16 protein-coding genes and 1 pseudogene are annotated in these 13,025 nt (G+C 59.2%); 11 read left to right on the forward strand and 6 right to left on the reverse strand.

The annotated features are described in order from the left end of the window. Positions 1–231, reverse strand: a 231-nt coding sequence (locus tag PMN64_RS37980) for a hypothetical protein (protein WP_411784461.1), incomplete at its 3' end; no start/stop codon positions are given. A gap of 264 nt (positions 232–495) precedes the next feature. Then, entirely contained in the window at positions 496–939 is a 444-nt protein-coding gene (locus PMN64_RS37985) for a DUF2721 domain-containing protein (RefSeq protein WP_411784462.1), read from the reverse strand. A 393-nt stretch (positions 940–1,332) separates the two neighbouring features. Here PMN64_RS37985 and PMN64_RS37990 point away from each other — a divergent pair, with 393 nt between their 5' ends. Together PMN64_RS37990 and PMN64_RS37995 are read left to right on the forward strand one after the other, a co-directional pair. Further along, complete coding sequence (locus PMN64_RS37990; RefSeq protein WP_411784463.1) at positions 1,333–1,818, forward strand: DUF992 domain-containing protein; 486 nt, start codon at positions 1,333–1,335, stop codon at positions 1,816–1,818. Between the two features lie 46 nt (positions 1,819–1,864). Beyond that, positions 1,865–2,245 carry a hypothetical protein gene (locus PMN64_RS37995; protein WP_411784464.1) on the forward strand — a complete coding sequence of 127 codons (381 nt, stop codon included), beginning with the start codon at positions 1,865–1,867 and terminating at the stop codon, positions 2,243–2,245. A 322-nt stretch (positions 2,246–2,567) separates the two neighbouring features. Here the strand turns inward: PMN64_RS37995 and PMN64_RS38000 are convergent, their stop codons facing one another. Then, positions 2,568–2,726: a hypothetical protein gene (locus tag PMN64_RS38000; RefSeq protein WP_411784465.1), complete on the reverse strand. Its 159-nt coding sequence runs from the start codon at positions 2,724–2,726 to the stop codon at positions 2,568–2,570. 64 nt (positions 2,727–2,790) lie between these two features. On the opposite strand from PMN64_RS38000, the gene PMN64_RS38005 reads away from it, so the two are divergent. From PMN64_RS38005 to PMN64_RS38035, 7 genes and pseudogenes are all read left to right on the forward strand, one after another. Then, the gene (locus PMN64_RS38005) at positions 2,791–3,507 is read left to right on the forward strand and encodes an outer membrane protein (RefSeq protein ID WP_411784466.1); all 717 of its coding nucleotides are present in this window, start codon (positions 2,791–2,793) and stop codon (positions 3,505–3,507) included. A gap of 131 nt (positions 3,508–3,638) precedes the next feature. Then, positions 3,639–4,309 (forward strand): annotated as a pseudogene (locus tag PMN64_RS38010) (DUF2092 domain-containing protein). Further along, complete coding sequence (locus tag PMN64_RS38015) at positions 4,306–4,611, forward strand: hypothetical protein (RefSeq protein ID WP_411784467.1); 306 nt, start codon at positions 4,306–4,308, stop codon at positions 4,609–4,611. Before PMN64_RS38010 ends, PMN64_RS38015 begins: the two are co-directional and overlap by 4 nt. A 170-nt stretch (positions 4,612–4,781) precedes the next feature. Continuing rightward, entirely contained in the window at positions 4,782–5,135 is a 354-nt protein-coding gene (locus PMN64_RS38020; protein ID WP_411784468.1) for an HdeA/HdeB family chaperone, read from the forward strand. A 211-nt stretch (positions 5,136–5,346) separates the two neighbouring features. After that, the gene (locus PMN64_RS38025; RefSeq protein WP_411784469.1) at positions 5,347–6,210 is read left to right on the forward strand and encodes a helix-turn-helix domain-containing protein; all 864 of its coding nucleotides are present in this window, start codon (positions 5,347–5,349) and stop codon (positions 6,208–6,210) included. 129 nt (positions 6,211–6,339) lie between these two features. Next, on the forward strand, positions 6,340–7,089 hold the full coding sequence (locus PMN64_RS38030) for an outer membrane protein (protein ID WP_411784470.1): 750 nt from the start codon (positions 6,340–6,342) through the stop codon (positions 7,087–7,089). Between the two features lie 88 nt (positions 7,090–7,177). Then, on the forward strand, positions 7,178–7,831 hold the full coding sequence (locus tag PMN64_RS38035; protein ID WP_411784471.1) for a hypothetical protein: 654 nt from the start codon (positions 7,178–7,180) through the stop codon (positions 7,829–7,831). A gap of 44 nt (positions 7,832–7,875) precedes the next feature. Here the strand turns inward: PMN64_RS38035 and PMN64_RS38040 are convergent, their stop codons facing one another. Continuing rightward, positions 7,876–8,862 (reverse strand): IS481 family transposase, encoded by a 987-nt coding sequence (locus tag PMN64_RS38040; protein WP_411784472.1) that lies wholly within the window; start codon positions 8,860–8,862, stop codon positions 7,876–7,878. A gap of 451 nt (positions 8,863–9,313) precedes the next feature. Here PMN64_RS38040 and PMN64_RS38045 point away from each other — a divergent pair, with 451 nt between their 5' ends. Both PMN64_RS38045 and PMN64_RS38050 read left to right on the forward strand, forming a co-directional pair. Continuing rightward, the gene (locus PMN64_RS38045; protein ID WP_411784473.1) at positions 9,314–10,423 is read left to right on the forward strand and encodes an HlyD family secretion protein; all 1,110 of its coding nucleotides are present in this window, start codon (positions 9,314–9,316) and stop codon (positions 10,421–10,423) included. 59 nt (positions 10,424–10,482) lie between these two features. Beyond that, entirely contained in the window at positions 10,483–10,914 is a 432-nt protein-coding gene (locus tag PMN64_RS38050) for a hypothetical protein (RefSeq protein WP_411784474.1), read from the forward strand. Positions 10,915–11,218: 304 nt separating this feature from the next. Here PMN64_RS38050 and PMN64_RS38055 read toward each other — a convergent pair whose 3' ends face one another. Together PMN64_RS38055 and PMN64_RS38060 are read right to left on the reverse strand one after the other, a co-directional pair. After that, on the reverse strand, positions 11,219–12,223 hold the full coding sequence (locus PMN64_RS38055) for a phospholipase D-like domain-containing protein (protein ID WP_411784475.1): 1,005 nt from the start codon (positions 12,221–12,223) through the stop codon (positions 11,219–11,221). Between the two features lie 31 nt (positions 12,224–12,254). Then, positions 12,255–13,025 (reverse strand): ABC transporter ATP-binding protein (locus PMN64_RS38060; RefSeq protein ID WP_411784476.1); only part of this gene is annotated, 771 nt, incomplete at its 5' end.

A 13,025-nucleotide genomic window follows, 5' to 3' on the forward strand; every position in this document is an offset into this window, starting at 1 on the left:
GTGCTGAATCGAGGGGCCTTCCAATTGCGTCAGAAAGCCGATGGATCTGCGCCCGGGCCGGACAGCAAATCTATTGACTTGAGGCAGATTCATCTCGTACCGGCTCATCCAAAGCCGATCCAAACCAATTTGCTCAATCGTGAGCTCGAGCTTGCCACGCTTCGTCGGAAATACGTTGAGCTCCATTCCTTGAACGGCACTCGGGCAAAGCAGCGGATCTTCGATCCTCATCCTTCTAACCCAAACCACTTCGGATACCCCCGCAACATCTGGATGTCTGAGAGAGATCGCTCGAAAGTAACGTCGTCATCAAAAAGGTAAGTTGAAGTTCGATATCGCATACAACCTCGGATTAATAGAGCTATTATTTCGAAACCGAAAGGACAAACCTCGTCGTACGTTGGCGCCCCCAGTTACCGGTAAGTCTCGGGCTATCGCGGGAAATGATGAATGGTCAGAGCGCTCAGGCGCTTGAATTTTGAAGCGGGTCGTTGGCTACGGACTTCGGCTTGGTTTGTGATGGCTGAGATCATGCAGCGACAAGCGGGTCTCGCGGACCAGATCAACCAGCGAAAGCGTGAAGAAGCTCAGCGCAATAACAAAGAGCAAAGCAACCCCGTATTCATGCTGAAACTGGAAGAAGGCGGAGACGAACGCCAGGATCACCAGGAGCGACGTGACAATCGCGCTGATCGTCGAAAGAACAATCGCCTTGTTCAAAAGCACGGCCCGGCGCCTAAGGTGCGACACATCGGGGTGTGCTCGGGAAATATCGTCGTCGATTGTAGCGTGCAGCGCCTGTAGCCTGTCGATGATGCGGTTCATCCGTCCGATCAGGACCGAAACGAAGGCTGCAACTGCGCCAAGGAGAAATGCTGGCGCCGTCACCTGCGAAATGACCTGCGACAGGTGAGCGGCAGTCGGTGTGTCGATCAGCATCTGGATACTTTTCTCCGCTAACCGGGTACGCGCGCACCGAATCTCAGGCGCAGTAGGACGAGACGCCCGGATTGAAAACCGGCTGGCGCGCGCTTTCAAGGACCGGCTATGCAATTTCGCCAGAGTAACCGCTGGCTGATCGCAAGTTCTTGTCCAACCTCGTCATTCCCGACTACTCCAGGCACACGCGCACGTGCGAAAAGTGGCTCGACCATGGGACTCTCACCCCGTCATCAGCCTTCGAGGTCGATTTTTCGCTCACGGCGGGTTCGGCCTGCCGATTTTGCATAGTCTCATCGGCTGCGCGCATGCTCATCTACGAAAAGCAGAAGGCGGTTCAGGACTAGCGCCTGCCCGCGATCAATGAGGTTTTGCGAGATGGTCAGGAAGCGAATGCGCGCACAGGTTCTGGCTGTCCTCTGCGCCTTCGGGGCATGGTCTGGCTCTGTGTCTTCCGCGGGCGCCCAACAGGCATCTTGGACCCAGATCGGCATGCTGGCATGCAAGGTCGACCCTAGCGTCGGGTTTGTTATATTTGGCCATCAATCGATGTCATGTCGCTTTACTCAAAACCCGCCGTTCCCGATTCAACTCTATGAAGGCGCGCTCAACACCGTCGGAATCGATATCGGCGTTTCGGCCGGAGGCGCACTCGCTTGGGCAGTTCTTGCGCCGACGGCGGGCCCTCCGGTCGGCGCTCTCGCCGGCGAATATGTCGGGGCGTCAGGTGATATCGGCCTTGGCCTCGGCGCCGGCGTCAATGTCCTTGTCGGTGGCTCGGGGCGGTCATTTGCGTTGCAGCCCGTTTCGGTAGAGGGATCGATTGCCATCAATGTCACCGTCGGCCTTTCCGGCCTCCAGCTGCGTCCGATCTATTGAAGCTCCGCGCCTGTTGGCGTGACATGATGGGACGTGGCTCAAGTTCGTGGTGCAGAAAGCGTATGGCGGGAGCGAGCGCGCAGAGACAGGCGAGCCAACAGGGAAAACAAAATCGGACGACCCGGTGCCAACTGACCTGTCGAAAACTTGGTATGTTTCGTTTGAGGTGCCGAAGAAGGTGCGCAAAGCATCGGCGCAACGACGTCCGAGAAAAAGTGAGAGCTTTCCGACCGAGTTCGATGCCCAGAGGTTTGCGCGCGAGAAATTCGAGCAAGGATACATCGTGACCGCAGGCACCATCAATCCCTGCACACCGCGACGGGCAATACCTTCGGCGCTCATTCACCATTGGTTTGCGGAAATGTCCGAGCCGCCATTTGTCGAGCTGGCCTCATTCGAGGAGACCAAAGAGGCAGATCTGCCGTAGGAGCCGCCGCCATGCGGCGGCCTATGCACTGCCAGATTTTGCGTATACCGGTCCTGCGTGTTGTCGATATCGTTCCACCAAGCCCGAGGAATGCGTCTTGCAGGCGACTGCGAAAGTCGAGCGCGCTGGGCGCGCGCCATTGCATTCTTTTCCTTGGGATAGTCCCCGCCGTTTGATTTTCTCCTCCAGCAGAATTGCCCGTGCCGGCGACGATGATCCGCCGAAGGCGCCGCTGTACTTCGCGCGCGATTGGCCTGCCGGTGACCATGATGGCGTTCGGCAAATTTGAACAACGACGCGAGCGCCCGGTCGCCGCTCAACATCACCGAATGTCATAATTTGCATATTCGGCAACCCGCGCGCCCAGCACCAAGAGGTCATTCGCGAAGGTGCGCCTGCGGTCAACATCGGTGGCGCGATGTTCGGCTGCGGCAACTTCGCCACAGGCGGGAAAATTGAAGGCAGGCGTCAGATTCTGCATAGCGGGTTGCGCGCGCTAGATGCGATTTGATGCCAGCACTAATTTTTTCAATCACAGGTGGGCAATGAACAAGATTGGTAAGTTTGCAATTGCGATCGTGGCTTCGGGGATCATAGGCGGCTATGCGGCTGCGGCGGATTTGCCAGCGGCGCCCGCCTACAAAGCGCAGGCTCCGGCTGTCGCCGTCTATAATTGGACGGGGTTCTATGTCGGCGGCAACGCCGGGTATGGCTGGGGTAACCAGGACCCGCTGGTGCTGTTCTCCAACAGATTCGATCGTGCCGGTTTCGACATCAGCGGCGGTATGATCGGCGGCACACTGGGCGCGCAGATTCAGCAAGGATATGTTGTGCTCGGGCTCGAAGGTGACATTGACTGGGCCAACATCAGCGGCTCGTCTGTAGTGACACCCAGGATTTTCGGCCTCGGGCAGGGCGTCACGCTGAATACCTCGTCGAGCATTAGCGCGCTTGCAACGGCGAGGGCGCGGGTCGGCGTCGCCATGAACAACGTCTTGCTCTACGTTACCGGCGGCGGAGCCTTCGTCAAATCGAGCGCCAATGCATCGACCATTGCCGGCATACCTTGCGGCACGCTTGGCGTCCTGCCGTGCTCGGGCTCGTCCTGGCGGCCGGGCATCTCGGCCGGTCTGGGCTTCGAATATGGCTTCACGCCGAACTGGTCTCTGAAGGCCGAGTATCTCTACACGAAAGTCGTCGGCACCGGAGTGAGCGCGGATGACCTGAATATCGTGCGCGCCGGTGTCAACTATCGGTTCTGAGCAGAATCGCATCGATGATCACATTTGCTCTTGTTCGGCGCATCTTCGTGCCCGGCGTGGCTCTCTGCGCCGCCATCCTCGCGGGTGGCGCTTACGCGCAGGGGGATGATGCCGTGCCGATCCTGAAAAAAATGTCCGCCTATATCGGTGGTCAGTCGACCATCCAGGCAACTTTCGATTCTGATATCGAAGTCGTCACGGACGATCTGCAAAAGGTTCAGTTTGCGAGTTCGGGCCAGGTGATGCTTAGCCGTCCCGACAAGCTGCGTGTCAGCCGGACGGGAGGCTACGCGGACGTCGAGTTGGTCTTCGACGGAAAGAAGGTGACGGTTTTCGGAAAAAATATTGGCGCCTATGCTCAGGCGGATTTTTCCGGCAACGTGGACCAGCTGATCGACAAGATGCGTTCCGAGTTTGGCGTCGAGGCCCGGGGGCTGACTTGCTGCTGTCGCGGTCATTCGACGATCTGATGACGGGCGTATATGATGCCAAACATGTCGGCCGCGGCGTGATCGACGGGGTCGAGTGCGAGCATCTCGCCTTCCGCTCGTCCGACACGGATTGGCAGATATGGATCGAGGCTGGGACCAATCCAATTCCTCGCAAGTTCGTCATCACCAGCAAGACGGTGACCGGAGCGCCTCAATACTCCCTCAGGATCAAGGACTGGAAGACGAACAGTCAGCCGCCGGCCGACGTCTTCGCCTTCAAGCTTGCGGCTGAAGCGAAGCAGGTGGCTTTCGGCTCGCTTTTGAACATCGATGAAGTCCCGCCGGGATCGCCTCAGGGAGGAAAGAAATGATATCGTCCATCATCAGGTCGCTGCAACTTGCAGGCGTAGTGGCCGCTGTGATTGCCGGCCTGTTCGCGAGCGATAAGGCGTTCGTTGACCCCGGCTCCTTTGTTACCCAGGCTCATGCGATCATCGGCCGGCCCTTGACGCCCCTGAGCTACGCCGGCGTTGCGAGACGGACGACGGCGCGAGCGGTGACGGCAGGCGCCGTCGCTGCAGGAGCCGCAGCCGTGGCCGCGCCGGTTGTTGTTGCACCCGCATGCGTCCAGGCGGTCGATGCCCATGGCCGGATTTATATGCGCTGCCCCTAATCCAGGGATCTGCGCGGTGCATTGCTTCAACCAACCGATGGCGTTGCACCGATCTCGATCGCGTATCCGAGCCTACGGTTTCGGCTCGGATTTCGGTCGAGCCGACGGCGTTTCGCAATTCGATCGCCGGAAATCTCTCCACCTCTGATTCATTTACAAACGGAGTCCCAATGCGTTTGAGATTGTTGCTTTCCGCCACGCTGCTCGTTACCGCCATGACGTCAGCCAAGGCCCAGGTGCCGCTGTCGTCGTACGTCGATGCGAACGGATTCATCGACGTCCAGACGCTGACCTGCGCGCAACTCGCAGGGACGTACCAGGAAGACGCCGATGCACTGACGGCCTGGTACAGCGGCTGGTACAACGGCCTTGCCAAGAAGCATTTCCTCGACCTGCGTAAGGGCAAGATCGCGGAGCACGAGGTGATCGTCTACTGCAAGGCCAATCCCGAAAAACGCATCATCGATGCCATTGCTGTGGTGTTCAAGGCGGAGCGGGAGCTGATGGGCATTCAGATGAAGTAGATTGTCTGCGAGCGGGTCGGTCATCTGCGCACCTGATCCGCTCGCGCAGTTTTGCCGAAGCAGCATAGCTCCTCCTATCGTTTTCGCTTGATCTGCCCGCTCTGACGGGCGGGGTATTTCAGAATTGAGTGATTTCGGGGAATACACCGACGCCATTCGGGGCGCGAGGGTGACATTTCTAAAGTCCGCTCCGTCATCCCATCGTTGGGGCGTGAAGTATCTCGCATTGCATCGCGCGATCCTCCAGTTCGGCGCCGACGGCGGCCCCGGGATCGTCCATGGCGTCACCGACCCGAATTTTGCGACACTGATCATCCAGACGTCCAATTTTGACGATCGCGTCCTGCTGGATGGCGCGCGGTGCCAGGCGTCGGACCTGGTCATTTTGCCACCGGATTGTCATTTCACCTTTGTTCGTTCCGGTCATGTCGAATGGGTCGCTTGGTCGTTACCGCGGGAAGAGAGTATCGCAACGAAGATCCTCCCCGCCGCCACAAGCCAGGATCCACCAAAGACCGCCAAGCATCTCGTCCGGCTGCCAGAGCCGATCGCATCGAGACTGATCGAAGCAGCGAGGCACGCTCTGCGCTCCTTTTCCGAGCCTGCTCCCGCCGACCGGCCTGTGATCGCCTGGCAGACGGAGCTCGCCTTGATGGATGAACTCGCTTACGTCTGGGACAATCGCGTGAGCGAAGCACTCCTGCCCAACAAGTACACCGTCACATCCGAGCGTATCGTTCTGGAGGCCCTCGAGTTCGTGGGGAAAAATCCGGAAAGCATCATCCATATCAAGGATATCGTAAAAGCTACCAAGGTGGAGTACCGAACCTTGCTGCGCGCTTTCGAGCGCTATCTCGGCTTCTCGCCAAAGCACTATCTGAAGCTGCGGCAGTTAAATCTGGTTTATCACGCGATCCGTCACGTGGGTTCGGCCGCCAAGCTAGTCGATATCCTGGCAGCTCATGGCGTCACCGAGTTCGGCAGGTTTGCCGGCCGCTACCGGTGGCTGTTCGGCGAGTTGCCATCCGAGGCACATCGCCGGTCTGGCGCATCGAGGCCTGGCAAATCGCTGTGAATTTGGAGTGATGTTTTGGTGCAACACCACAGTGAATTGGTCTGCTGTGACAGTTTCTGCATACCAACTGAGCCAACGTCGATGGCACATGGCTCATGTGTTCTCCACCTTGGATGAGGCTCACAGGCTATGAAAAAAATTTGGTTACTTACCGCGGCGGCGGTGATGTCCGTTGCGCTTACAGGTATTGCAAGGGCAGCGGACCTTCCGCAGCGGCCGGTCTACAAGGCGGCTCCGATCCCGGCGCCGATGATGTATAACTGGTCCGGCTTCTATCTCGGCGCGAACGCCGGATATGGCTGGAGCAACCAGTGTGTCGATCTCACCGCCATCAACGGAATTGGTGGCATCTTCGCGGAAGGTTGCAATAGCAAAGGCGGCGGCATCGTCGGTGGCCAGCTTGGCTATCGCTGGCAGGCCGGACAATTGGTGTACGGTCTGGAAGCGCAAGGCGACTGGGCCAACATCCGCAACACGCGCGTCAGTGCGCAGGATCCGGCTCGCACGTACAAGTCGACGCTCGCCGGCTTGGGCCTCTTCACGGCGCAAATTGGCTACGCGGTCAACGAGGCCTTGTTCTACGTCAAGGGCGGCGGCGCGGTTGGTAGCCAGGACTTTGCCGTCCTCGACAGCGTGACCGGCACGGGCCTCGCTTTTGCGAAGCGGACCCGCTGGGGTGGCGTCGTGGGTGTCGGCTTCGAGTACGGCTTCTCTCCGAATTGGACGGCCGGCATCGAGTACGACTATTTGTGGCGGGTGAACGAGAGCAACACTTTCCTAACTCCGTCATTGGGGCCTATCGCGTCGATCACCACCAACACCAAGACGGACGCGAATCTGCTCGCGGTTCGCCTCAACTACAAGTTTGGTGGTTACTAGTGAAGACAGGAGGCCGGCTGATTCAGCTGGCCTCCATTCCTTCCCATCATGCCTGGGCCCGGACGGTCCCTGACTTTGGAGTTGAACCATGCTGTCGAATACGATGCGTGCGGTCGCTTTTCTCGGTGCTCTGACGGTCACAAACCTGGCCTTGGCGCAGGACCCGGCGCCCCATGCGCCGCTTAAGACGATCGGGGCCACCAAACCCCAGGTCGTTCCGTCGCTGATAGTCCTCAACTCCAGGGGCGCGAACATGCAGCCCGGCAGGCTGGTTCTCACCGGCGTCGCGTCAAATGCGATCATATTTGCAGATCGGCCGGTTCGCTCGGCCGGCCATGATCTGACCAGTCATATCGTCGAGGATTGGGGAGCCGGCAGCGACAATTTCGCAAAGGATCCACCTAACGCCACGGTGTCCGTATTTCAGAAGGATGGCAGCAGCGTGCGGGATGCCGTTGTGACCTTGAAAAATCCCAAGCTCGAAGGCGATAACCTTGCCTTCGATGTCGACGTTCTCGAAGGTGACATCAAGGGCGCCGATGGCCCTGCCTCTGTCTTTATCGACATTATCGGCCTTCCGTTTACGCCGCTTTCATTCGCGGGCGTTGCGCGACGCACGGCCTATCGAGGTGCGTATTATGCTGGAGCCGCCGCGGCGGCCGGTGCCGCAGCAGCTTACGCGTACGGCCCGTATTATCGGCCGCCCGTTTGCGGGTACTATCCTTATCCTCCATGCTACTAACAGAACTGCGCAGAATTTGGCCCGGCGTTCTTGCGCCGGGCTAGCTACGGGCGGACTAGTTTGCTCCAGGTGTTCAGTCCCGAGGTCAAGTGGATGGGATCGATCCTGAAGCGGTTTGGTTCGTCGGCCCATGCTTTGCAGATAGCTTCATAGGGCGTGAGACCACGCAGGGTCTTAAGGCGTCTGGCGAAGTTGTAAGCATCAAGGAAGGCAGCGAGGTGATCTTCCAATTGCTCGTGGGTCTCGTAGTGGTATCGCCGGACGGTTGCCTCCTTGAGCGTGCGGTTCATTCTCTCGACCTGACCGTTAGTCCAAGGATGATTGGGCTTGGTCAGGCGATGCTCGATGCCGTGTCCCAGGCAGGCCCGGTCGAAGGGATGGCCGCGCCAGCTTGCAGTGGCGCCATCACGATTCTTAGGCAGGTCGGCGAACTGGATACCGTTGTCGGTCAGTACAGTGTGGATCCGGAAAGGGACGGCCGCCACCAGTTCTTCGAGGAAGGCCCTGGCTGCTGCACCCGTGGCCTTCTTCACCAGCCGGGCGAAGGCGTATTTGGCGGTCCGGTCCACCGCCACGAAGAGATAGAGTTTGCCTTCCTCGGTGCGGACCTCAGCGATATCGATGTGGAAGTAGCCAATGGCGTAGCGCTTGAAGGGTTGCCTGGCGGGCTTGTCGCCGGCGATCTCGGGTAAGCGGCTGATCCCGTGACGTTGCAGGCAGCGGTGCAAGGACGAGCGCGTGAGATGCGGGATCGTCGCCTGCAGCGCATAGAGACAGTCATCCAAAGGCAGGAGCGTGTGCTTGCGGAAGGCGACGACCATCGCCTCTTCCTCGGCAGAAAGCACGGTCGAGCGCACGGTCTTTGGCCCCATCGGCGCATCGTGGACAAAGGTGCGCTTACGCCACTTGGCGACCGTCTTTTGGTTGAGCCCGTGCTGGGCGGCTAGCTCTTTGAGCGGAGCCTTCGATCGCTGTATTGCCGCTCGGATCGCGTGCGTGGTCGTGGTGCTGCCATGGAGTATCTGGCCCATAGGTCCTCCCGGAATGAAGGACCAGTTTGGCTGATTCCCCCACACTCCGGGACCAGACACCTAGGCCTGTCTGGCGGGCGCGCGCCGGAATCGAAGACCCGCGAAGGCAACATGCCGGACGCAGCTGCAGGCCATTGTTACGCGTCCGAGGTGCAGATTGCCGAATCTGCATAGCGAGTCGCCGCGTTTTCGGTAAATTAGCATGCGGACGAGGACGCCTAGCGTGTCATGCCCGTCCGCCACGGAAAACGCCGTAGCCACACCGCCACCGATTCTGCCGACTGATGAGGGGATATGGACGCCTCCTGGCTTCAAGTGCGTCTCGTAGAGATCGGATTTGTGTGGGCTGGATGCGGGCGACGTTGTCGTCGATGCATGCATTTAGCCGATACCGCCGTGCTACCGGCTTGTTAGTGTCCAATCCGGTGCTTCGGCAGTCAGAGGATTCATCGTGCTCATCATCCTGACGCTCTACCTCGCCCTAGTCTGGCTCATCTTCTTCAGGCTCAAGCTGGTGCGATGGGGGTGGGCGTCCGGCACCGTCGCAGGGCTGTTCGGCGCCTTCATCCTCGCGGTGTTCCTCGCGATGTTCAATTACCTTACCCCATCGGGAAGCTTTGTCGTGATTTCGCGCGTCTTGGAGGTCACGCCGAATGTTTCCGGCGAGGTGATCGAAATTCCGGTCAAGCCGAACGAACCGGTGAAAGCCGGGGCGGAGCTGCTCCGCATCGATCCGACGCCGTTCCAGTACAAGGTCAACCAGCTCGAGGCCGCGCTCGCCCAGGCGCGGCAGCAGGTCAAGCAATTGACCGCCAGTTACGAGCAGGCGAGCGCGAATGTCGAGGGGCTGTCCAAGCAGCTCGCCTATCACACCGAGCGGCTGGCCGCTTACCGCAAGCTCGTCACTGAGGACGCGCAGACCGAGTTTCACCTGCAAGACATCCAGGTGCAGTATGAGACCGTGGAGTTCCAGCTGCAGGCGGCCAAGGCCGCGCAATCGAATGCGCGGTTGGCCATGGACTCGGAGATCGGCGGCGTCAACACGACAGTCGCACAAATCAAGCCGCAGCTCGACCATGCGAAGTGGGAGCTCGAGCAAACGACGATCCGTGCCGTCGGCGACGGCGTCGTTACGATCATGGCCCTGGCCGTCGGCGACCGTACCAACCCGGCGCGCTCGGCAATGTCGTTCATCGTCACGGACGATATCCTCATCGCTGGCATGTTCCCGCCCAACGGATTCAAGACCATCAAGCCCGGCGCGGGGGTCAAGCTCGTGTTCGACGACGATCCCGGCCGCATCCACGAAGCGACCGTCACTGCCATCCCGCAGGGCGTGGGGCAGGGCCAGATCGCGGTCTCGGGTACGCTGGCGCGCGTTGGCTCGATCGGCGGCGCGAAGGTCTATCCGGCCGCCATCTCCATACCGAGAACCATCAACCGCAGTCAGCTCAGGCTCGGCATGCCCGGCACCGCTACCGTCTTCGCGGACAACGCCGGCGTCATCGGCTTGCTCATGTCGATCCTGGTGTGGATCAGCTCGTACATTGCATATTTATAGCTGCCTGCCTTTCACTCCCGGCTCTAGTCGGTAGTCCATCCAGGACCCCCGGAGGAAAAATGCGTTTTCGATCTACAGGCGCTAGTGCAGGCATCGTCTCGATCATCCTTCTCGCCCAGTTGTACTCGAGCGCTCGCGGCTACGCTCAGCAGTCAACGGGCCAGTTGTTGATATCATCGGGGTTTAATCCCATCGCTGCTACCACGCCGGAGATGTTGAATCGGCTGATGTCGTTTCCAGCCAATCAATTCCAGCTGCGGCAAAAGGGCGGGCGTCCCTACTATGTCTACGCCGATCCGTCCGGATGCACCTGCGCGTATGTCGGCAGCGTGGCCGCGATGGACAAATATCGCGCCAGCTATGGCGCATTGCCGGCTGATGCGCTCTCACCCGGTGGCTTTACGGATCCCGAGCAGAACATGATCAACAGCATGGACAACGACGAGGCCTCGGCCCAGTTCAATAGCGACGTATTCGGTCCGGACTTCTAAGCTGGCTGGATGAACCAAGGGATACGTCAATTGTAGTCACCGCGTCATGCAATCGCATCATCGAGCATCCGAACACAAGACCAACTCCATGCGTTCCAGGCAAACAGCAGGAACTGGGGCCGAGCTGCAAACGACCGTTGTTGCGGCGTCGTCGAGCCTGACAATTATCCAATTGGCGCACGCGCAGGCCGATCTGAGCCGTTACGCCAGTCCCGACCAGCGCATCGTCGCAGCGATCGCAGTAGCGTGCCTGGCACATGGCATAGGTTGAAGACGGATTCTTGATCCTCAACCGACTCGTCAATTAGTCGTTCTGGTGTTTTTGCGAGGGCCTAAGGGCAAGCAAGCTAGCACCCTTGGTGCCGTGCTTTTCGAAGTCGGCTAGAATACCCGCATCGGAAAGATCGAGTTTCTTTGAATGCTTCCAGTCGTGTCGAGTAGTCTCGACTAATCGTTTAACAACATGATGGGAATCAGTTTCGACGGCAAGCTCACGCCGGTCGTCAAAGCTGCCTGGTGTGAGGTTGATCGATCCGACGATCGCCCGCTCTTCATCGGCCAGCAGCATCTTGCCATGCAACTTCAGGTGCTTCAGCGTGTGAATTTTAGCTCCGACGTCATGCATGATCCGAAGACCGCCGATTCCTTCGACGAGTTTGTTCTTCTTTAATTTATGCGACGGGCGGGCCATGATGTGAACTTGCACGCCGCGCCTAATGGCCCGGACGAGCCGTTCGATGATCACCGTATCCTGATAGCGCTCGTTCTGGATCCAGAGTGTCGCTTTAGCGGAATCGATAAAGCGTGCGATACGCTCGCGCCCGTTGTTCGGGCACCAGATCAACTCGGACCCCGCACTGGGATCGAACTTCCGGTGCATCCAATCGGCGTTGAAGCACTTCACCATCTCCGACACCTCGATCTTTTTGGTCGTGACAACCGCGTAATCACGTGTTTCGGTCAGGTCGCGTGTTTCCCAGTTCAAAGATTCGACGAAGCCCAGCTGGTCATCGATCACCATTGATTTTTGGTGGGTAATGGCAAAATCGGGACTGCTGTACCGAACCTCGACACCGCCGGCAGTCAGCCGTTCGCGCGCGATTTCGTTCTCGCTATTGCCGTCGCGGCGGGCCGGATTGAGCATGACGCGAACGTTAGGGCCACGCTGCCTGGCCGCGATCACCGCTTTCAGTAGTGTTGGGTCGGTGAACAGGAACATTCGGATATTGAGCGAGCGCTTGGCCGCATTGATCGGATCGAGAATCGAGTTGACGGTATCGTCGGGAAGCACGATGAGGCTGTGCGACATGTTTCTGAATCTCCGGGCCGAAACGCTGCAGTCACGAGACGGCTTTCGCCGAAGCTTGGTTCGAAGTGTCGTATTGAATGCGATGTAGTTCGGCGTAAACCCCGCCCAGGGCGAGCAACTCGTCGTTCGAGCCCTGTTCAACCACAACGCCGTCCTTCAGCACGACGATCTTGTCGGCGTTGGCGATCGTGCTGAGGCGATGGGCTATCATGATGACCGTGCGCCCCTTCATTAGCTGACGCAATGCGTCGATGACGAGGTGTTCCGATTCTGTGTCGAGCGCCGCCGTGGGCTCATCGAGAATCATGATCGGGCTGTTGCGTACAACTGCGCGGGCAATGCCTATGCGCTGCCGCTGGCCGCCCGACAATGTGTCGCCCCGCTCGCCGACCATCGAATCGTAGCCATGCGGCATGGCGCTGATGTAATCATGAGCGTTGGCGACTTTCGCTGCGGCGACGATCTGTTCCTCGGTAGCGCCTGGGCAACCGTAGGCAATGTTCTCGCGGATCGTTCCGCGAAGCAACACTGTTTCCTGAAGCACGAATCCCACCTGCGCGCGCAGGGTTGCGAGCTTGTATGATGAAACGTCCAAGCCATCAATCAGCACCCGCCCGCCGCTCGCCTCGTAGAACCGCGGCAGCAGACTAAGTACAGTTGACTTGCCGGAGCCGGTGGGGCCAACAAGGCCTACGACCTGCCCGGGGTCTATCTCGAAGCTCACTTCTCGTAGTATCGGGGCGTCGTCATACGCGAAGGCCACCTTATCGAAGCTGATGGCGCCCTTGACCCGTCCAGGATC

The organism is Bradyrhizobium sp. UFLA01-814, assembly GCF_046718885.1.
GTDB classification, from domain to species: Bacteria; Pseudomonadota; Alphaproteobacteria; order Rhizobiales; family Xanthobacteraceae; genus Bradyrhizobium; species Bradyrhizobium elkanii.